Raw genomic sequence first — 20,643 nt, 5'->3', positions numbered from 1 at the left:
GGTGGCAGGACAAGCCTGGGGTATCAGCAGGAGAGCATGCACTACTTACGACAAGCTCACTCATAAAGAAACTCGCTCCGCCGCAGGAGATACGTCATCACGGCCCGCCAGGCGCGGATGGCGTAGTGGGGGTCGGGAACGACTTTGCGGTCGGGATCGGGGCGGCAGTAATAACTCTCTTGGGGCTCGTGTTTGGATTTTGCAGCGTCGACAATGATGCTGCGGAAGAGATCGAAGCTGCGTGTCACCTCCTCGGAATCCGGCGCATCGGCACGCCCTAGCACGCGTTCATGCAAGTGCGCGATGGTGCGGCGGATTTTGGCATCGTTTTCATCACTCACGGGCAGCGTGTCAGGCTCCACCTCGCGGAAAAACAACCGCTCAGCGGCCGGGCGGGTGAAATCGAGCGCGGTGTGCTTGCAGGCGATGTCGTTGCTCATCGTGCGCATGATCGCACCCATGGCACCACTGGGATCGGTGGCACGTTCGGTGACTTCCTTGCTGTCGATGCCGCCGTAGAGCATGCCGAGGCCGCCATCGCGTGCATGCAGACGGCCCCAACTTTTGCCAAACACGGCCGCGATCTTCCGCTCCAGTTGCTCGGGGGCCAGCAGTCGGGTGAGTCCGATGTCATCGAGTTCCGCGAGGCGTTTTGCGTCGGAGATCGAGGTGTTGATGCCATCGGCACGATAAAAATCGCTCAGCACGAGGTCCTGGATCACCTGCTTGAAGTTGAAGCCGTTCCTCGCGAAACGCGGGGCGATCTCCTCGATCAAGCGGCGTTGCGTGGCGTAGGCGCGGTGCTTCGCGTCATGCAGCGGATCGTCGAGATCCTTCGGCGGCAGCAGCACCTTACGACCTGAAAGGATGTACCAGGCGTGCTCCACCATCGCCACGGCGAAGCGCGGGTCTTTGGCGGTGCGCTCGCCGAGCCATTGCAACGCGCGCCAGCGCTGCTCAGGCGGCATGTCCTCGCCTTCAAAACCAGCCTGGAACATGTCGGTGAACCATCCGTCCTTTCTGCGGCCATACACGCCTTGATCGGCGAATTTCCAGTAGTCCTGAAACAGGCTCGCCACAGGATCGAGCGTCTTATGGCAGACGACGCACTCGCTGGCCTCCATCGTCGGCACTTTGTACTTCGCGGTGACCGCGGCGGCATCCGTGACGCGCGCGGCGAGCTCCAGCACATCCACGCCGAGGAAATGCTGGTAATACATGCGCGCACGGAGGCGGTTGCGGTTCGTCTCCGTCGTCGGATAGCGGCAGAGCCATTGAAACGTGCTCAGCAGACCCGCATGTGGGTAGAAACCGCTCTCGCTTTCCTGGTCCTGCTGCTTCACGCGGCCTTTGAGCGCCTTCAGACGCACGGGAATGAACTCCAGCGGATCATTCACGTCTTTGAACCGCTCTTTGATCTCCTCAAACACGCCGTAGCCACGCGCTCCATATGGCGAGAGCATGATGTAATCCGCAGTGACGATCTCGGTGAAGGGATGGTCGTTGCGCACGATGTGCTCGATGAGCCGCAGCGGCTCCTCATGCAGCGCGCGGCGGTAGTCGTCGGCCATTTTGTAGCCAGCCTGGCGCTTCGCCTTCTCGTCGGCGATGTCATCAAACTTCCATTTCTGATACCAGTGTCGCTGCGGAAAGTGATCGTAGCTCAGATAAGTTTGGTCCGGGTTCCCATCGGTGCCGAGCGTGAGGAAGATGTCGTTGAAGCCCTCGCGGAGCCTTTCGTAGAACGCGTCCTCCTTCATCACGGCGTCGAGATGCGTTTTCACATCCCGCTTGAGCTCCGCGTCATTCGGCAATCGTCCCGCAAGCGAAAGCGTCGCGCGGCGGATGAGCCTGCGGTCGTCGAGCATGGCCACACCGTCAAAAAACGGCCTCTCGTCTGCTTTCGAGGCGATTTTTGGCGTTTGGACCGGCGCGGTGACTTCCTTCACAAAATCCGCCAAAAGACGAAAACCGGCCGAGCCTGGCTCAAACACCACTTTGCCGCCGTGTTTGAGCTTTCCCTGCGCTTTGAGCAGCAAACGCGACTGATCGCCCTGCGCCACTTCGCGTGCCATTTTCGCGAACGCGGCCTTGTTTTGCCGCATCACCTCCTTGCGGCCCTCCACGGGCGTTTTCGACGGATCGACGAGGATCAGTTCGCTGTCCTCCGCATCACCGCCGACCTTGTGGCACTTCAGGCACTCCTGCGACGCCACCTTCGGCCATAGCTGCTCGTCAAAAAAACCCTCCGCCCACGCCGCGACGGGCATCAGTGAGAGGGCAGACAGCACGACGAATCTCATGCGGAGGTTTAACGCAGCCCGGTGAACGATCATTTCGATCCGGCGCGTTCCATCCCCATCATGAAGCTGCCGATTTGCCTGTTATGGATGACCACCCTTCTTCACGCTGAAATGCGTGTCTCGACCGATTTTGAAGGCGGCAATGCGGAGATCGTGAAGCTCGATCAAGCCTCCAAAACACTGCGCATCATGCCAAAGCTCCATGAAGGACGAGGCTGGCCATGCTGGTGGTATTTCCGGCTCGACGGACTCACTCCGGGCGAAACGATCACGCTCGAATTGCAGGCGCAGACGAAGCCCTTCCGCGAAAACCAAGTGCTCGCCGCCGCGTGGTGCCAGCCGAAGCATGCGTGGCTGAGCAGTGATGGCGAAACGTGGTCGCCAAGTGAGGCGGGAACGCTGAGCGCCGACAAGGTGATGAGCTATCAAATCAAGCCAACGACCGAAAGCCTCCGCGTGGCCTGGGGGCCGCCATTTGTGCCTGCGGATGCCGAAAAACTGCTCACCGAAATCGCGTCGAAGTTGCCGGAGTCAAAGCGCTTCGAGCTTTCAAAGACACGCGATGGCCGTGTGGTGCCTGGCATCCGCATCGGCGATGACAACGCGCCGCATCAGGTTTGGGTTGGTTCGCGACATCACGCTTGGGAGGCCGGTGGCAGCCAGGTGGGCCGTGGCTTCATCCGCTGGTATGCGAGTGATGAGGCGAAGGCTCTGCGAGCGAAAACGTGCCTGCACTACATCCCCATCATGGATGTGGACAACGCGGCCATCGGCGCCGGCGGCAAAGAGGCGGTGCCGCGTGATCACAATCGCGACTGGGCCGCCGAGCCGATCTATCCCGAGGTTGCCGCTGCGCAGCGCATGATCCGTGACATTCACACGAAGCGCGGCCTCGATGTCTTCATCGACCTGCACAATCCGGGCGCCGATGATCCTATCTTTTTCTTTGGTCCATTCGCCTTCGAGCGGATGACAGGCATTCAGCAGCGGAATTACCAGCGCTGGATCGACATTGCCGCCGCCAGCATCACCGAACCGCTCAAAGTGCAGCCAAAATATCGCTTTGCGACCTATGTGAAGACCGATGAAGAACGCGGCCGCATGAGCAGCGGCTGGGTGCGTGCGAATGCAGGCGACTTTACCATCTCCGTCACGCTCGAGACCGGTTGGAACAGCCCGCTGATGTCCGTGGCAGGCTACGGCAAGGTGGGTGCCGGCCTCGGACGTGCGCTGGCCGCTTACCTCCAAGAAAATCCCCGGCGTGAATGATCATTCCAACCGCCACGTTGCCTGACGCAGCACGGCGAGTTTCGGCTCGGCCATACTTTCATACCAAACCGTCAGCAGCGTGCCGTCCGGAAGTTCCACGGTGCTCGGGTAGCCAAGATCGCCGCCTTTGCCGTCGCCGGAGAGAATGATCGCCTCGCCCCAGGTTTTGCCGTTGTCGGTGCTGATGCGTGCCTGATTGCCGTAAGGTTTGCGACGGTGGCCGTAGGTCATCACGAGACGTCCATCACGCAAACGCAGAAGATGCGAAGGCAGGCCCCACACACCGATGGAATGCGGCTCGCTCCAGGTTTTGCCGCCATCGGTGGATTCAGACTGCAATGTCTCGCCCTTGTTCGCCTCGTTGTGATTGCGAATCTGCGCAATGAGCGTGCCGTCAGCGGCCTCGACCGCATGCAGTTCATGGTAACCGCGCACGACGCTGTCACCTTTGCGCGTCGGGATTTCAGCCAGCCACTGCCACGTCTGGCCATCGTCCTTCGATTCCGCGACGCCGATTTTCTTGTCATTGCTCCACAACTGCTTTCCGGCGTAAAGCAACCGGCCGTCCTTGAGTTGAATCGGGCCATGCGGGCTGTTCACGACAGTGGGAATCGGCTTCGACCACGTTTCGCCAACATCGGTGGAACGCAGCACCCATTCGCCGAGTTGCGCTTTGCGTTCCTCATCGCCGAGCTTCTCGTGCGCGGATTTCCAGCGCGCGTAGCGTTCCGCAGGCATCGCCTTCGACACCCAGCCTTTGTCCGTGTGCTCAGCCATCGCCGTGGCCTTCTTGAACGAGTCCTCATAGGCCAGCGATGTGAAGGTCGTGACCAGCAGCGTGCCCTTCGCCGTCTCCAGCACGCCTGAATCGCGATCATCGATCGGCCCGTCGTAAATCACCCGTGGAGCGGACCATGTGCCGCCGTGGTCGGTCGATTTCATCGCCACCACTTTTCCAAACGGACACACATGCGCCTCGCGTCCGCCGGAGCACGTCACCCACAGCTCGCCGTTCGCGCGCTGTGCCACCGTCGGCCAGCCGTGGTAAAACTCCGGCTGCTGTGAAATGACCTTCGTTTCGAGGATCTTCGCGCCTGGCGCGGCCCCGCGAGCAATGAATGGAATGGCGAGAGCGGTGGTGGCGATGAATTGGCGTCGGCTGGTCATGGCAAGACTACTACGCGTTCATTCGCTCACTTTGACGTGCCAAAAAATCGTATGGTCCCTCGAGACTCAAGAACGCGTGAATTCCTCGCGGGTCAGCTTGCCATCGTGGTCTTTGTCGAAGGATCGGAAGCGTTTTGGAGCGTCTTCCTTCTTCGCAAGGCCGTTGGTGTATTCTTCGAGGGTGAGAATGTTGTCGGCGTTTTTGTCCCAGCGTTGGAAAGCGGCGGCACGGTCCACGGTGGGCGCTTTTGGGGGCACGGCAACTGGTGTGCGGCCACCGGACTGCACAAAGGGCGTGGGGAGGGTTTTACGCCAAGCGTTGAGCTTCGCTTTCAGCGTGGCGACGACTTCGGGCTGCTTGTCCGCGAGGTTCTGCTGCTGGGAGCGGTCGGTGATGACGTTGTAGAGCTCAATGCGGGCGAATTTTTCGTCGTGGAGCAAAACGTGATCGCCATCGCGAATGGCGTGGGTGGGCCAATCGGCCTCCTGAGAATGCGGACCGCGCCATTCCCAGAAGACAGGGGCTTCGCGGGTGAATGGCTGGCCTTTGAGGGCTGCGAGGACGTTGATGCCATCGCTTTGATAACCGGCGGGCGCTTTGACATCGAGCGCGGCGAAGATCGTGGGCATCACATCGACGCCGGCGAGCACGCTGGTCTTGTCCACGCGACCTGCGGGCACCACACCGGGCCAGCGGACGATGAAGGGCACGTTCACGCCGCCGAGGTAGAGGCTGCGCTTCCGTCCGCGAAGGCCGCCGGTGGTGCCGACGCTGTGATAAAACTTTTCGCCGGGCTTGGCGTGTGAGTTTTCGGGGCCGTTGTCGCTGGAGAAGAAGACGAGCGTATTTTCGGCGAGCTTGAGCTCATCGAGCAGAGCGAGCACGCGGCCGATTTGTTTGTCAGCACGCGTGACAGCCGAGTAGTAAGTGCGCTGCGGCTCGGCGGTGTCGGGATATTCTTTTTTGTCCTCATCGGAGGCGGCGACGAGGTGATGCGTCTCATGCAGCCAGAGATTCAGGTAGAAGGGCTTGTCTTTGACGCTGCGGATGAAGCGCAGCGCATTCTCCGTGGCGGCGGTGGTTTGGTAGATCGGTCCATCTTTGGCAGGCACGTCTGCGAGGCTCGTGCCTTCAAACACATCGCGACCTGGGCCGACCCACACGGCGGCATCGTCGTAGCCGTATTCGACGGGCAGCGGAGCATTCATGGTCTTCTCCTGGCCGCTGAGATGCCATTTACCGTAGTGCGCGGTGGCATAGCCGGCCTCATGCAGCGTGCGCGGCAGCAGTGGTGCCTTCGGATCAAGCCAGTCCGGCATGCCGCGTGCCACATTCTCCGCATGCGTGGCGAAGTGCTGATGCACGCCATGCCGCGCCGGATACTGCCCGGTGACGATGGCCGTGCGGCTCGGCGAGCACACGGGATTGCACACGGTGAACTGATGGAAGTCGGCGCCCTCCCGCGCGAGGCGGTCGAGATTCGGCGTCTTCAAATGTGGATGCCCGTGGCAGGCCAGATCGCCAAAGCCCCAGTCATCGGCGTAGATGAAGAGGATGTTCGGACGCTGGGCACGAAGCATCAGGGGGAGAAGGAGAAACAACAGCAGCGCTCGCATGGCCGCCTTGAAACAACCAGCCGACTCACTTCTTGCGCACAAACTTCTGCACGCGCTTGCCCGTTCCTTCCGCGACATAAACCGCTCCGTCCGGGCCGATGGCGATGTCGTGACCAAGCTGAAACTGGCCCGGTGCATCGCCTTGGCTGCCAAACGTGTCGATCACATGTCCCGTGGCATCGAGCTCCACCGCCTTGCCGCGTTCCGACAGCTTCAAGGACGGCGAACCGCCATCAATGATGAAGAGATGGCCATTTGCGCCGGTCTCCACGCCATAAGGCTTGCCGATGTGCGGTCCCTTCCATTCGTGGAGAAAGCCACCTCTTGCGTCGAAGACCTGAAGTCGTTCGTTCTCACGGTCACACACGATCACACGGCCCTGCGTATCGAGCGCAATGCCATGCGGCAGGTTGAACTCGCCCGGCCCTTTGCCCTTCGCGCCCCACGCGAACTCAAATTTCCCGTCAGCGGTGAATTTCATCACGCGTGTGTTCTTGTAGCCGTCGCTGACAAAAAACGATCCGTCACGCAGCACAGCCACATCGGTGGGCAGGTTGAAATGCGTGTGATCATTCCCCGGAACACCCGCTTCCCCCAAAGTGAGCAGCACTTTGCCCTCCGGCGTGCATTTGAAGACCTGGTGCAATCCCACATCCGTGAGCCAGAGATTGCCTTCGTGATCCACCGTCAGCCCGTGCGGCATGATGAAGCGATTCGCTCCCCACGAGCTGAGAAGTTCGCCGCTCCCGCCTTCAAACACGCTCACCGTCGGCTGCGAGATCGTCTCCTTCGGGAACGGATTCGTCCATGAACGGCCGCTGCGATGGAAGACGAACACACGGTTCTGCGCATCGACGCCCACTCCGGCGCAAAGGCCGAGCACATGATCTTCAGGCAACTGAGGCCAGTCCAGCACGACTTCGTGCTGCGGCTGCGCAAAAACGCTCGTGGCAATAAGCAGGATGGCCAGTGAGCCGCGCATGTTCATTTCAGCTTCGACACCTTCACGTCATCCACGTCCGCCGATTTGTTCACGGCGAGTGTGATCATGCGTTTGGTGGGATGGGCGATGCCTTCGCTGCTGAAAGCGCCGATCTCCTGCCCGTCGATGCGGACGGACATTTTGTCTGCGGCGATGGTGATGTGCATCGTGTGCCAGTCTTCGGGCTTGAGGTCGAGTTTGAAGGCTTTGGTCTTCGATTTGAGCAGCGCAGCGAGTTCGGGTGACTTGTCACCGGCCAAGCGGCGCTCGCGGATTTGGTTGTCCATGCCGCCGGTCATCGAATCCATGATGGTGAGGCCTTTGTTGGTTACGCGGGCCATGCAGAGATGCCCGGCGTGGACGGTTTTGAGTTCGCGATCGACGAAATCGACGCCGAGATCGTCGCCATCACCGAGTTTGAACTTCAATTCGACGATGCCGTCTTGAAATTCGGCCGCGTGAAAGATGGCGACGCCGTGATCGGCCTCGGCGTGCTTTGTGACGTGCATCACGCCATCTTTGAGATCGACCTGCTGGTGGCCTTTCGCGCGCCAGGCGCTGTTGCTGGTCCAGCCATTGCCGATGTCCTCCTTGCCGGGCGTTTTTTCATCGCGGGCGAAGTCGTCGGAGAAAAGGAGCACGGGCTCGGCGGCTGTTTGAGCGGAGAGCCAGGGGCAAAAGGCAAAGAGAAAGCAGAAGAGGCGGTGGCGGGGCATGTTTCGTGAACGATCCAGAGCCTTGACTCTCTCAACTCGAGTCAGAGCTCTTCAAATTCCGTCTGGGGTGATGTCGTTCTCAAGGCCACTTCGCCAGCACCTTGCCTTCAGCCGCTTTGAGCGTGAGGCCCTCGAGCTTCACTTCGCCCTCGCCAGCAAAGGGATCGAGACGCAGGCCGTGAAGGGTTTTTGCCTCGTCGATGCGGAGTTTCATGTCGTGCCATTCACCGTCGTGGTTCACGTCGAAGTCGAGGTGTTGGCCTGTGGGGAGGATGGTTTCGGGGTCGGTGGTCCAGTAGAGTTCTCCGGGGCCGGTGGAGCGGCTTTGGAGGCGGAATTCGAGGGTGTAGGGGCCGGGTTGCTCGATGCTGAGGCGCTCGAAGGCGAGGCCGGGATCATCTCCGGTGCTCTGGAGGATGAGTTGGGGGCCTTCGACGGTGAGCTTGGTGTCTTTGCGGGCGCGAGGAAGGGCGTTGGCGGGCTTTTTTCGGGCTTTGCCTTTGCCCTTGGTTTTGTCGGCTGTGGGGGAAGCGTCGTAATGCGTCCAGCCGGGGTTGAGTTTCGGTTTGGCTTCGGTGGCGACGGGCTTGGTTTCTTTGCCGGTGGCGTGGAGGACGTTGGCAGTCATGTCGTGCCATTGCTGGGACATGCGGGCGACGATGTCGGGGTGCTGCGCGGCGACGTTGTGGGTCTCGGCGCGGTCATCGGGCATGTGGTAGAGTTCCCAAGGCTGGCTTTGGAAGCTGACGAGCTTCCATTCGTCATCGCGCAGGCCGCGGTCACTGGAAAAGAGGAGGTGAATCGGCGGACGTGTGTTGATTTCACCACCGGCGATGACGGGCGCGAGCGAGATGCCGGCGAGCGGTGTGGGTTCTCGCTCAGGGAAGGTCATCGGCATTTTCGCTCCGGCGATCTCGGCGAAGGTGGGGAGCACATCGACGAGATGCGCGGGGCTGCTGACGACGCTGCCCGGCTTCTGCTTCAATCCAGCGGGCCAGTGCAGGATGGCGGGCGATGAGATGCCGCCTTCGAATTGGTTTTGTTTATAAAAGCGGAAGGGGGAGTTCCGCGCCCAGGCCCAGCCGGTGCTGTCTCCCCAATGCGTTTTCGGATCAAAAGGCTCCGTATTCGGTGTGGCACCGCCGCGATGAAAGGGGCACGCGCCGTTGTCGGAGACGAAGAGGATGACGGTGTTGTCGAGTTCGCCGTGTTTTCCGAGATCGGCGATGAGGCGGCCCATTTCCTGGTCGATGCGGTCGATGAGGCCCGCGTAGGCCGTCATGAGGCGGGTTTCCTTCGTGCGCTGCTCAGCGGAGAGCTGGCTCCATTCTGGAATGTGCTCGGGGCGTGGCGATTCGGTGGTGTCAGCAGGCAGGAGGCCGATTTGCTTCTGTTTGGCCACACGGGCGGCGCGGAGGACATCCCAGCCAGCGTCGTAACGACCGAGGTATTTTTTGAAATCCTGCTCCAGCGGCTGAAGCGGCGCATGGGGGGCATTGAAGGCGATGTAGTGAAACCATGGCTTTTTAGCGGCGCGTGCTTCGGCGATGAATTTCAGCGCATGATCGACGTTGGCGATGGTCGTGTAAAAGCCTTGCTCGGGCACGTTGAAGGGCTGGCCGTTCAGGCGGAAGGTTTTGTCGCCATGGAAGTAGTTCGTGGCGCCGGAGAGATGGCCAAAGTAGCGCTGGAAGCCGAAATCGGTCGGTTCTTTGTCGAGGTGCCATTTGCCGGTCATGGAGGTGAAGTAGCCAGCGGGTGCCAGCACCTCGGGAATAATCACCGCACGCTTCAAAGCCGTGTCACCCGCCTGTCGGCACCAGCGGCCGCTGAGCAGGCTCACGCGGCTGCTGTGGCACTTCGCGGTGTTGTAGAACTGGGAGAAGCGCAGGCCGTTGGCGGCCAGTTTGTCCATATTGGGCGTTTCGATCTCGCTGCCGTAGCAGCCGAGGTCGGAGAAGCCCATGTCGTCGGCCATGACGAGGAGGAAGTTCGGCTGCGCCGAAAATGACGAATGCAGAATGGCGAATGAGGAAAAGAGAACAGCGAGGAGGCGCATGGCCTCAAAACGAGACGGAGACAGAGAACTTCCTCGCAATGCGGCCCATCCGCAGTTCGTTTGCACGCCATGCTCAGACTCTTAGCCATTCTACTCCTTGCCCTTTGCTCCTCGCTCTTTGCCGCGAAACCAAACATCATCGTCATCATGGCCGATGACCTCGGTTACGGTGATGTGGGCTGTTACGGAGCGACGGCGGTGAAGACGCCGAACATCGACCAACTGGCTGCGAAGGGCCTGCGCTTCACCAGCGGCTACTGCAGCGCCTCCACTTGCACGCCGACGCGATTCTCGCTGCTTACCGGCACTTTTGCATTTCGTCAAAAAGGCACCGGCGTGGCTCCGCCGAATGGTCCTGCGCTGATCAAACCCGGCACGGAGACGATGGCGTCGATTTTGAAGAAGGCCGGCTATGCCACCGCAGTGATCGGCAAATGGCATCTCGGCCTCGGCGATCCAAAGCCTGACTGGAACGGCGAGTTGAAGCCCGGACCGCTGGAGATCGGCTTTGATCACTGCCTGCTGCTTCCCACCACCAACGACCGCGTGCCGCAGGTGTATGTGGACGACCACCGCGTGCGGAATCTCGACCCCAAGGACCCGCTGTGGGTGGGCGACAAGGCACCAGACGAAAATCATCCCACCGGCATCACGCATCGCGACACGCTGCGCATGAACTGGACGCATGGTCACAACCAGACGATCCACAACGGCATCGGCCGCATCGGTTTCTACACCGGCGGCACGGCCGCCCGCTTCCGCGATGAGGACCTCGGCGACGCCTGGATCAACGAGACGAACCGCTGGATCGAGGCGCATGCGAAAGAGCCCTTCTTCCTCTACTTCGCCAGCCACGACATCCATGTGCCGCGCATGCCGCACGAACGTTTTCAGGGCAAAACCACGCTCGGCTACCGTGGTGACGCGATTGTCGAGTTTGACTGGAGCGTCGGCGAGATCATGAAGACGCTGGACCGGCTCAAGCTGGCTGAGAACACGCTCATCGTGCTTTGCTCCGACAACGGTCCCGTGCTCGATGACGGCTACGTCGATGGCGCGGTGGAAAAACTCGGTGCCCACACGCCCGCAGGCCCGTTCAGCGGCGGAAAATACAGCGTCTATGAAGGCGGCACGCGCACGCCTTTTATCGTCACCTGGCCTGCTCGCATTCAGCCGGGCGTCTCGGATGAACTTGTCTGCACGGTCGATCTCGCCGCCAGCTTTGCCGCCTTGACCGAAACAACTCTCGCTGACAACGCCTGTCTCGACAGCCAGAACGTCCTTCCGGCTCTTCTCGGCGAAAAAGGGGCCAAAGGACGTGATGCATTGCTTCAGCAGGACAACAACGGCAACAACCTCGGCCTGCGCATGGGCGAGTGGAAGCTCGTGAGGATGAAGACGAAAGGCAAATCCCAGGCTGTGGTCACAAAGAAGAACCGCGATGAAAACCAGGCCCCGCTTCACCGCCTTTACCATCTGCTGGATGACCCTGCCGAGCTCAAAGACCTCAGCGGCGAGCAGCCGGAGCGGTTGAAAGCGATGATCGCAAAGATGGAAGAAATTGTCGCGGCACCGACGCGGAAGTGAGGCATTCCAACAGCCCACCTATTCACATCACGGCAGCGGCTTGACCGGTTCGATGTCGCTTTGATTGATCCAGCCGGCCTTTACCGGCTCGCCGCGCATGAATTTCTCGTAGAAGCCGACGTTGGGCTTCGCGGCGTGCTCGTATTTGTCGAAGATGTTGCCCTTGCCGTCCATGCGCGGGTCGCCCTGCGCTTTCAGCTCCGTGTGAAGCTGGTCGCGCATGGCGGCGGCACGCGGATCGGCGGGGATGTTCTTCACGAAGTCAGGGTCGGACTTCAGGTCGTAGAACTCGACCGGAGGGCGCAAACCGAAGCAGAGCTGCCAGAAGGGGTCGGCTGGGTTTTTGCGGTGCGCGTCGATGAGGAACGACTTCGTCGCGCCCGCGTCACAATCCATGTAACCGGTCTCGGGATTGCCGCCCGGCCAGCGTGAGGGCTCGAAGTTTTCGATGAAGACGCTGTCGTGCTTCACGATGGCGCGGATGGGATAACCCCAGTCGTTGGGGCGGCCGACATCGGTGCGCTCCTTGCCGATGAGCACATGATCGCGCTTGTGGGCGGGCTTGCCGGCAAACAAGTCGGTCAGGCTGTGTCCTGGAGACTCCGCCATGCCTGTCTCGTTCCACTTCAAGCCCGCCACCTCGACGAACGTCGGCGCGAGATCGATGAAACTGATGAAGTCGTCGATCACGCGGCCTGGCTGGGTGATTCCTTTTTTCCACATGACGGCGAGAGGGACATGGTTGGCCTGCACGTTCGCGTTGCCCTTGCTGCGCGGGAAAGGCATGCCGTGGTCGGCGGTCACGACGACGAGCGTGTTGTCCAGCAGGCCGCGTTTTTCGAGGTCGGCGAGCATGCGGCCGAGATGCGAGTCGAAATGCTCCACCTCGAAGGCGTAGTCGAGCATGTCGTTGCGCACGATGTCGTTGTCCGGCCAGTAAGCGGGCACATGGTCGATGTCGGTGAGCTTTTTGCCGCCTTTGGCGACACCGCTGCCGAATTCATAACCACGATGCGGCTCGATGGCGCCGCACCAGAAGGCCCAGGGCTTGTCCGCAGGCGCGGCGTCGAGGAAGTCGGTGAAATTCGCGGCGTAGTCGCTGTTGCCGATCTCGGACGTGGGCGGTGTCGCTTTGCGTTTGTTCCATGCCTTGCCGGTCATCTGGCGCGGATTGCCGTTTGCATCCTTCGCCACGCCCGGTCCCCAGCCTTTCGTCGTGTGGCCGACATTCCAGCCTTTTTCCGCCAGCGCCTCTCCCCAGCCTTTAAACTCCGGCGGGAAGTAGCAGATGTGGTTCGCCGCCTCCTTGAGCTGCCAGGAGTTGCGTCCTGTGAGAATGCACGCGCGCGACGGAGCGCACTTCGCGTTCGGTGTGTAGGCGTGTTTGAAAAGCAGGCCCTCCTTTGCCACGCGGTCGAAGTTCGGCGTCTTGACCCAGGGCGTGCCGTAGGCGCTCGCATGCGGCCCCCAGTCATCGGCGATGGCGAACAGAATGTTTGGCCGCTCGGCGGCGAATGACGAATGCAAAATGACGAATGACGAAACAAGAAAGACGAGGCTCTTCATGGAGATGCGGGGGAGAATGTTATTTCTTTGCCTTGCCCTTCTTTTTCGCGCCCTCGCCCTTTGCAGTGCCGCGCTGGCCCATCGGCAGGATGGGGCCGCCGCGGGCGTTCATTTCGGCGTCGCAGAGTTTGCGCATTTCCGCGAGCGTTCCGGCATGCGAGGCATCGGTGGCGAGGTTTTTGAGCTCGTCGGGGTCCGTTTGCAGATCGTGCAGGAACTCGAACACGGGCTTTTGGTCGAAATAACGCGCATAGACGTAGCGCTCGCCGCGAACGCCCTCCCAGGTGAGCGTGGGGGCGAGATCGAGATGCTCGCAGAAGAAATGAGTGCGCCAGGGTTTGTCGCTGCCTTTGCCTTCGAGGATCGTTGAGAGACTTCGGCCTTCGTAAGCGGCGGGCCGCTCCGCGCCGGCCCAGTCGATGAAAGTGGCGGGCAGATCGACATTGAGCACCATCTCGCGCGCGACACGGCCGCGCTTCTCCTTGGGCAGGCGCGGGTCGTAAATGACGAGCGGAACGCGCAGCGACTCCTCGAAGTGCGACCATTTGCCCTGAAAGCCGCGGTCGCCGAGGTAGTAGCCATTGTCGGCGGCATAGACGATGATGGTGTTCTCCGCGAGCCCGGCCTCCTTCAGCGCGGCGAGCACGCGGGCGACGCCCTTGTCGATACCGCTGATCATGCGGAAATAGGCGCGGAGGTTTGTCTGGTATTTCTCCGGCGTGTCGTAGCCCCAGAAGAAGCGCTCGCGGTTGATGCTGTCCTTCAGGAACTGCGGATGCGCCTCGTAGATGGCTGCATCGCCGAGGCGTGGCGCAGGAATCGTGACATCCTCATACATGCCGTCCACGGACTGCGGCCAGGGGTAGTGGCCGATGCCGGGACGCTTGTCCCCGTCCTCCGCATGCGCAGCATTGAAGGAAAGCTGCACGCAGAAGGGCTTGTCCTTGGATTGTTTTTTGAGGAAGTCGATGCCCCGGTCGCAAATGAGGTCCGTCTCATGCCGCTTCGAGCCATCCGGCATCGTTTTGAAGTAAGGACTGCGTCCGATCTGCTCGAAGGCGTCGAACTGCTCCTCCGGCTTGAAGCCCTGCGGAGCCTGGAAGTGCCATTTGCCGAAGTGGGCGGTGGTGTAGCCTGCTTTGCGGAGCTGCACGGGATAAAGAGTGGCCGCGGCCTCCGGCGTGACCTTTGGCACCGCCGTGCGCTGCACATGCGAGCGCGCCCACTGGCCGGTGAAGAGGACCGCGCGGCTCACCCAGCACACGGAGGTGGTCACGAAGGCGTTTTCAAAGCGCACGCCCTCCGCGGCGAGCCGGTCGATCGCGGGCGTTTTGACGATGGGATGTCCTGCGCAGCCAAGCGTGTTGAAACGCTGGTCGTCGGCGAAGAAGAAGAGGATGTTCGGCTTCGCGGCACCCTCCTTCGCCAAGGCTATGGAGGGCAAGAGGAGCGAAGGGCAGACAAACAGGAGGCAGAAAAGCAAACGGCGGGTCATGGGCGTTTGAAAACGCGGGAAGATCGCGGGGCTTTCTTGTTTGTGCCGCCGTTCTTTTCACTGAAGCCTGCGGCGCATGTTCACGGCCGGGTTTCTTTGCCGTCCGGCAGATCCTGATTGCAGACACCGTGCGTGCCGGGCTGGAAGAGGTTGTTGCTGAAGCGCAGATTGCGCGGATGGCCGGGCTCGCCGGCGATGATGACCGCGTATTTGTAGCGCGGCGCACCCATGTTGTGCACGAGATTCCCGGTGATGATCACGTCGGAAAGAGGCGGGTCATCAGGGTCCTGTCCCGAGTCGAATTTGAAAGGGGAGCGTTCCATTCCCCACATCCAGTGCGCGTCTCCATGGCCGAAATCAGAGATGATGTTGTTCGCGATGACCGAGCCGCCGTCGGCGTTGGCCGGCCTGCCTTCCACGGCGGGATGCGCGGCGGCTCCGGGCATCAGGCCGATGGCCCAGAGGTCGTTGCGCGCGAATTGGTTTCCTGTGATGAGCACGTTGCGGCTGCCGTGCATGGCCTTCATGCCGATGTGCGCATGGTTCACGATGTTGCCCGCCACGACCACATGATCGCAGTGCAGGTCGATGCCCTGTGCCGCGTTTTCGACATGATTGCCGATAATGCGCGTGAAGTCGCTCGTCTCCGGCGCGGTGACGAGGATGCCGCTGCCCTGGCGCCAGTTGTCCGTGTGGCCGGCATCCCAGGCCTGCTGGCTGAGGTGCGGTCCCTTCTGCGGGTTCTTCTTCACAAAATCGCCCAGCTTGTGCCTGTCCCTGACCTCTTTGGAAGCGGAGAAGGTTTCCTCGACGACGTGGTTGCCTTCGATCAGCGTCCCGGTGCAGTAGCGGATCATGATGCCGGTGCCGTCGGTGCATCGGAACGCATAGCCTGACACATCTCCCTGCGTGCGGTCATCCACGCTCACCCGCATGTAATTGCGCACCACACAGCGGCTGATGCGTGTGTCGCGCGAGTCGGTGACGAGGATCGCGCCGGATTTTGTGCGGTTGCCGATCACGCGCACGTTCTCGATGACGAGATCGCGGCACTTTTGAGCGATGATGCCCTCCTTGTCCGCCCGCGTGTCTCCCTCGGGCCGGGTGAGCGTGAGGTCGCGGATTTCGACACCTTGCGCGTTCTCGATCTCAATGACGGGATGATCTGGATTTTTCTGGATGATGCGCCCCGGCCCATAGAGCCCGCTCCGCTCACCACGGATGCGGATTTTCTCTGTGATCACATGATCACCCGCAGGAACAAAGAGCATCCGGTTCGGATTCGCATCCAAAGCGGCCTGGATGGACGGGTGGCTTGTGACCGAGAGCTCGAAGGCGTGAATGCGAAGCGCGCAGAGCACGCCGACGATGAGGAGAAAAATGTGACGCATAGGACCGGTGTTTTGCCAAACGAGGCAAAAGATGCAAAACACAGCGTCATTTGAACCTGAATGGAACTTACCGCAACGCCGCAAGCCGGATCGCTCCTTTGGTTGTAAGCGGGTGCGCGGGTTCACCGCGCTGCGTGCAGATCAGTTGGCCCTCAGCCATCAAATTCGCCGCCACCTCACGCACGCGAGGCATGAGGAGTCGCCAGTCCTTGCTGAGGTCTCGCGCGGCCTCCGACGGGCAAAACGTCGCACCTTCGCTTCGCCGGGCGGCGAGGTCGAGCAGCTTCGCACGGATGGCTTCGGCGGTGATCATCGCGTTTTGCCCCGGCGGCAGGCGTCGCTGCAAAACTTCACCCGGTCCCAGTCACGCTCCCACTTCTTCCGCCACGAGAACGGGCGTCCGCAGGCGGGACAGATCTTCTCGGGCAGATGCTCTTTGCGGACGCCGCGCATGCCTCACGACTCTTTTTCGATGCGGATCATGACCTCGTTGCGCCGCATCGGGATCGGCGTCCACGGCGGATCGTAGTAGGCGAAAAGCGGCTCGCCTTTGCCGGTGAGCTTTTGCGCGCTCATCCAGGCACGCAGGGCGGCGATGGCGTTTTTCTCGTTCTCCTCGTTGCGACCTCCCGCGAAGCGCAGCACGGCAAAACGGGCCGCGGGCAGGCTGGTCAGGGATACATCGTTGCCGGCGGGTTTGGGCACTCCTTTGCTCACCGTGGCCTGCGGCATGATGAAGCTCATCGTCTTTGTCTCAGTCGTGTTGGAAATGAGCACCGGTGAGGTCATCTCGATCTTTTCCTTCGATTCGTTTGTGCCGGTGATGAAGCGGAACAGGTTCCCAAAGCCGCCGTTCATGCCATCCGCAGCCATCGGGCTGGTGGCGAGCGAGAGGGCGGGGTAGTCGCGAATCTCGAATTTGTCGTCGGTGCGGATCACCTTGTATTCGGGCGTCTCCGTGGCTGCGCTTGCGTTGGAGGCAAGCCAGAACACGGCGAGAGCCACGGGCGCCATCAGGAGCAGAGTCGTCTTCTTTTTCATGCGGGGGTTCGGTTAGTTTGTTTGTTGCGGGACTTTCGCGAGCTTCGTTGTGTCGTAACCCTGCAGCCGCATGCGTTGCAGGATGCCCTGGTAGGTTTTGTCATCGAGCGAGGTCTTCCGGCTCAGCACCCAGCCGAGCTTGCGCGAGGGATAGCCGATCACCGCCCATTGATAATCTTCATCGAGGTCGATCACGAGAAAGGGCACGCGGAAGGGCCAGATGAACTGCACGCGCCACTCGGCATTCGTTTGCTTGTCATGCACCCAGGCCACGCCCTTCCACTCCTCCAGCGGAGCGTCGAGCGAGCCGCGTCGGAAGAGATACGAGTTCTGAATGCGGCCATCGGGGCGCAGCGCATAGCGGTCGAGCGTGCCGACCTTGCCCTTCTCCAGCGAGTAAGGGATGTGCGCGAAGACATACCAGTCACCCATGAAGCGCGGCAGATCGACCTTCGGCACCGTCTTCAGCGGCGGACGGGCACAGGAGGCGAGTATGGACAGCATGAGCGTGATGAGGAGACGTGTTTTCATGTGAATTCAGTGGGGATGCCGATGGCTTCCCAGGCGGTGCGTTCCTTTTCGAGCCCCTCGGCACGGCGGCGGGCCTTGTCGTTCGCGTATTTGCCGAGCACGAGCCGCAGCGGCGGTGATTCGGCATCCACGACGGCGAGGATGGCCTGCGCGGCCTTGGCGGGATCGCCGGGTTGCTTGCCATTCATCGAAGCGATGAGGCGTCCAAACTTGCCCGAGGTGCCGTCGTAGTCCGAAATCGGCTGCGAGGCCTTCTCGAGGCTGCGCGTGACGAAGTCGGTGCGAAACGGCCCAGGCTCAACCAACGTCACACGAATGCCGAGCGGGGCCAGTTCGAGCCTCAAACTTTCGCTAAGGAACTCAAGCGCGGCCTTGGCGGCACCGTATACGCCAAAGCCCGGGTAATTCGAGATCGCCGCCGCCGCGCTGAGGTTGATGATGTGACCGCTTTTTTGTGTCCGCAGCATCGGCAGCGCAGCGCGGATGACATTCAGCGGGCCGAAGAAGTTCGTTTCCACATTCCGGCGGATTTGATCGTCGTCACACTCCTCCACCGCACCGATGAGGCCGTAGCCCGCGTTGTTCACGAGAACGTCAAAGCTCCCCGCCTCCGCGATGGCCTCACGGATGTTCTCCACATCGGTCACATCGAGCGTCAAAACACGACAGGCCCCGCTTTCGAGGTCGGCGATGCTGCGCACATCGCGTGCGGTGGCGATGACACGATGCCCGGCGGCCAGCGCCGCCTCCGCGATGGCTCGGCCGAAGCCGCTCGAACAGCCGGTGATGAACCAAGTTTTCATGAATTGAGCCTCCAAAGAGTGAAGTTGAGCACCGAGGCAAAACTGACCCACGCGAGGTAGGGCACGAGCAGCATGCCCGCAGGACGCGAAACCGCCCAAAAGGCCCGCAATGTCATCAAGATCGCGATCCAGAGCGCCAAGATCTCGACCAGCGCCCAGCCCATCTCATGCGCGCCAAAGAAAATCGGTGTCCAGGCCGCGTTCAGCGCCAGTTGCACGAAGTAAAGCTTCAGTGGCTTCGCAAATCCGGCGCGCTTCCACACCATCCATGCAGCAACGGCCATGAGCGTGTAAAGCAGCGTCCACGCCGGGCCAAACAGCCACGGTGGCGGGTTCCAAGTCGGCTTGTTCAGCGCCGCATACCACGGACCCGGCATGCCGATGAACGCGCTCAATGCGGGTGCGCAAAATGTGACGACAAGAAAGCCGCCGAGGGCCAAAGCATTGCGGGACGACGAGGTGGAGGCGCTCATGATGCCTTCGAATACGTCGCCCGCAGCTCTTTTGCCTGCTTTTGAATGGCCGCGCGCTGTTTTTCATCCAGCCGTGCCAGATTGCGCACCTGCATGCTCATGCGCTGGTTCTGCCGCAGCTTCGGCTCATGCTGCAGCAGGTAGTCCCAATACAACGTGGTGAAGGGACAGGCCTTCGGCCCGGTGCTCTGCGCCGGATCAAAGCGGCAGCCGGCGCAGTAGTTGCTCATGCGCTGGATGTATTTGCCGCTCGCCACATACGGCTTGCTCGCCATCACGCCGCCATCACCGTATTGCGACATGCCGAGCGTGTTCGGCAGCTCCACCCACTCGACGGCATCGACATAGACGGCCAGATACCACTCATGCACCCGCTTTGGATCGACTCCGAAAAGCAGCGCGAACAAACCCGTGACCATCAGCCGCTGGATGTGATGCGCGTAACCGTAGCGCAGCGTCTGGGTGATCGCATCGCGCAGGCAGCGCATGTCCGTCTCGCCCGTCCAGTAGAACTCCGGCAGCGGCTCATGCGCCTGCATGGCGTTCCGCTCCAGGTAATCCGGCATGAACCGCCAGTAGATGCCGCGCACATACTCACGCCAACCGAGGATCTGCCGGATGAAGCCCTCCACCGCCGTCAGCGGTGCCTTGCCATCGCGCCACGCCTTTTCCGCAGCGGAAATGACTTCGCGCGGATCGAGCAGCTTCAGATTCATCGCCGCGCTCAGCCGTGAGTGATACAACCACGGCTCGTTCGTCCACATCGCGTCCTGATACTGCCCAAACTCCGCCAGCCTGTGCTCGATGAAGTCCTGAAGCGCCTGTCGCGCCTCCTCCGCCGTCACCGGCCAGTCAAAATCATCCAGCGTGCCCGGATACTTCGCAAAACGCTCGTTCACCATCGCGATCACCTCCTGCGTGATCGCATCCGGCTTGAACCGACGCGGCGGCACCCTCAGGCCGGGGCCGTCCTTGCCAAACGACTCGCGATTGTCATGATCAAAGTTCCACTGCCCACCCACCGGCTTACCCTTCTCCATGAGGAAACCGGTTTTCTGCCGCATCTCGCGATAGAAGAACTCCATGCGCAGTTGCTTGCGTCCCTCCGCGTGCTTCGCGAACTCGGCGGTGGTGCAGAGGAAGTGCCGGTCCTCGCGCACCTCAAGCGGCACCTTCAGTGCCGCCGCCACTTTCTCCATCTCCCGCTGCACCGCCCACTCACCGGCGTGAACCATCACGAGTTGTTTCGGATTCAGCTCATCCACGCTGGACCGCAAGGCACTCGCAAAATCCGCATGCGCTTCCATTTCATGATAAACCACCCGCCAGCCGCGTCCGCGCAGCGTCTCGCGAAAATGCCGCATCGCCGTGATGAACATCGCGATGCGCGCCTTCGTGCTCCACACCTTGGTGGACTCCCCGGCCACCTCCGCCATCCAGATCGCATCGTCCTTCGCATTGAAGTCCTCCAGCGCCGCCGACTTGAGATCGAGCTGGTCGCCAAGAACAAGAATGAGACGGGAAACACGCGGCATGGACGTGGTTTACGCCCCGGTCTGGGAACGCGACGGCTCAAAATCTCAGGATTATCCAAAGCCGATGCACGCACCTTGCATGTTCAGAAGCGTTGGTCTGTTCATGTT

At 61.2% G+C, this 20,643-nt stretch carries 18 protein-coding genes; 2 read left to right on the top strand and 16 right to left on the bottom strand.

Annotated features, from left to right (window positions below):
- Positions 1-56: 56 nt before the first annotated feature.
- Positions 57-2,303, bottom strand: a complete 2,247-nt coding sequence (locus ACILSE_RS09925) for a DUF1592 domain-containing protein (RefSeq protein WP_395717229.1) — start codon at positions 2,301-2,303, stop codon at positions 57-59.
- Positions 2,304-2,363: 60 nt separating this feature from the next.
- Between ACILSE_RS09925 and ACILSE_RS09920 the strand changes: the two genes are divergently transcribed.
- Positions 2,364-3,572 carry a M14-type cytosolic carboxypeptidase gene (locus tag ACILSE_RS09920; RefSeq protein ID WP_395717228.1) on the top strand — a complete coding sequence of 403 codons (1,209 nt, stop codon included), beginning with the start codon at positions 2,364-2,366 and terminating at the stop codon, positions 3,570-3,572.
- On the opposite strand, the gene ACILSE_RS09915 is transcribed toward ACILSE_RS09920, so the two are convergent.
- The 5 genes from ACILSE_RS09915 to ACILSE_RS09895 form a co-directional block, all read right to left on the bottom strand.
- Positions 3,573-4,739, bottom strand: coding sequence for a sialidase family protein (locus tag ACILSE_RS09915; protein ID WP_395717227.1), 1,167 nt, complete (start codon positions 4,737-4,739; stop codon positions 3,573-3,575).
- A 66-nt stretch (positions 4,740-4,805) separates the two neighbouring features.
- The gene (locus ACILSE_RS09910) at positions 4,806-6,320 is read right to left on the bottom strand and encodes a sulfatase-like hydrolase/transferase (RefSeq protein ID WP_395717226.1); all 1,515 of its coding nucleotides are present in this window, start codon (positions 6,318-6,320) and stop codon (positions 4,806-4,808) included.
- A gap of 61 nt (positions 6,321-6,381) precedes the next feature.
- Entirely contained in the window at positions 6,382-7,338 is a 957-nt protein-coding gene (locus tag ACILSE_RS09905; RefSeq protein ID WP_395717225.1) for a peptidyl-alpha-hydroxyglycine alpha-amidating lyase family protein, read from the bottom strand.
- 2 nt (positions 7,339-7,340) lie between these two features.
- Positions 7,341-8,054, bottom strand: coding sequence for a family 16 glycoside hydrolase (locus ACILSE_RS09900; protein WP_395717224.1), 714 nt, complete (start codon positions 8,052-8,054; stop codon positions 7,341-7,343).
- Between the two features lie 79 nt (positions 8,055-8,133).
- Entirely contained in the window at positions 8,134-10,113 is a 1,980-nt protein-coding gene (locus ACILSE_RS09895; protein WP_395717223.1) for an arylsulfatase, read from the bottom strand.
- A 69-nt stretch (positions 10,114-10,182) separates the two neighbouring features.
- Here ACILSE_RS09895 and ACILSE_RS09890 point away from each other — a divergent pair, with 69 nt between their 5' ends.
- Positions 10,183-11,700, top strand: a complete 1,518-nt coding sequence (locus ACILSE_RS09890) for an arylsulfatase (protein WP_395717222.1) — start codon at positions 10,183-10,185, stop codon at positions 11,698-11,700.
- Positions 11,701-11,727: 27 nt separating this feature from the next.
- Here ACILSE_RS09890 and ACILSE_RS09885 read toward each other — a convergent pair whose 3' ends face one another.
- From ACILSE_RS09885 to ACILSE_RS09840, 10 genes are all read right to left on the bottom strand, one after another.
- A complete protein-coding gene (locus ACILSE_RS09885; RefSeq protein ID WP_395717221.1) occupies positions 11,728-13,266 on the bottom strand; it encodes a sulfatase in 1,539 nt (512 codons plus the stop codon).
- A 19-nt stretch (positions 13,267-13,285) separates the two neighbouring features.
- Positions 13,286-14,761: a sulfatase gene (locus ACILSE_RS09880; protein ID WP_395717220.1), complete on the bottom strand. Its 1,476-nt coding sequence runs from the start codon at positions 14,759-14,761 to the stop codon at positions 13,286-13,288.
- A gap of 80 nt (positions 14,762-14,841) precedes the next feature.
- Positions 14,842-16,152 carry a nitrous oxide reductase family maturation protein NosD gene (locus ACILSE_RS09875; protein WP_395717219.1) on the bottom strand — a complete coding sequence of 437 codons (1,311 nt, stop codon included), beginning with the start codon at positions 16,150-16,152 and terminating at the stop codon, positions 14,842-14,844.
- 67 nt (positions 16,153-16,219) lie between these two features.
- Positions 16,220-16,465 (bottom strand): DUF3253 domain-containing protein, encoded by a 246-nt coding sequence (locus ACILSE_RS09870; RefSeq protein WP_395717218.1) that lies wholly within the window; start codon positions 16,463-16,465, stop codon positions 16,220-16,222.
- On the bottom strand, positions 16,462-16,605 hold the full coding sequence (locus tag ACILSE_RS09865; RefSeq protein WP_395717217.1) for a DUF2256 domain-containing protein: 144 nt from the start codon (positions 16,603-16,605) through the stop codon (positions 16,462-16,464). The genes ACILSE_RS09870 and ACILSE_RS09865 overlap by 4 nt, the downstream gene beginning before the upstream one ends.
- Before the next feature lie 3 nt (positions 16,606-16,608).
- Complete coding sequence (locus ACILSE_RS09860; protein WP_395717216.1) at positions 16,609-17,193, bottom strand: SOUL family heme-binding protein; 585 nt, start codon at positions 17,191-17,193, stop codon at positions 16,609-16,611.
- 12 nt (positions 17,194-17,205) lie between these two features.
- Positions 17,206-17,724 (bottom strand): lipocalin family protein, encoded by a 519-nt coding sequence (locus tag ACILSE_RS09855; RefSeq protein ID WP_395717215.1) that lies wholly within the window; start codon positions 17,722-17,724, stop codon positions 17,206-17,208.
- A complete protein-coding gene (locus tag ACILSE_RS09850) occupies positions 17,721-18,527 on the bottom strand; it encodes an oxidoreductase (protein WP_395717214.1) in 807 nt (268 codons plus the stop codon). The genes ACILSE_RS09855 and ACILSE_RS09850 overlap by 4 nt, the downstream gene beginning before the upstream one ends.
- A complete protein-coding gene (locus tag ACILSE_RS09845; RefSeq protein ID WP_395717213.1) occupies positions 18,524-19,000 on the bottom strand; it encodes a TspO/MBR family protein in 477 nt (158 codons plus the stop codon). The genes ACILSE_RS09850 and ACILSE_RS09845 overlap by 4 nt, the downstream gene beginning before the upstream one ends.
- Entirely contained in the window at positions 18,997-20,535 is a 1,539-nt protein-coding gene (locus ACILSE_RS09840; protein ID WP_395717212.1) for a cryptochrome/photolyase family protein, read from the bottom strand. The genes ACILSE_RS09845 and ACILSE_RS09840 overlap by 4 nt, the downstream gene beginning before the upstream one ends.
- Positions 20,536-20,643 lie beyond the last annotated feature (108 nt).

Origin of the sequence: Prosthecobacter sp., from assembly GCF_044236155.1 — a bacterium.
Lineage (GTDB): Bacteria > Verrucomicrobiota > Verrucomicrobiia > Verrucomicrobiales > Verrucomicrobiaceae > Prosthecobacter.
This window is presented reverse-complemented; position numbering and strand designations above follow the sequence as displayed.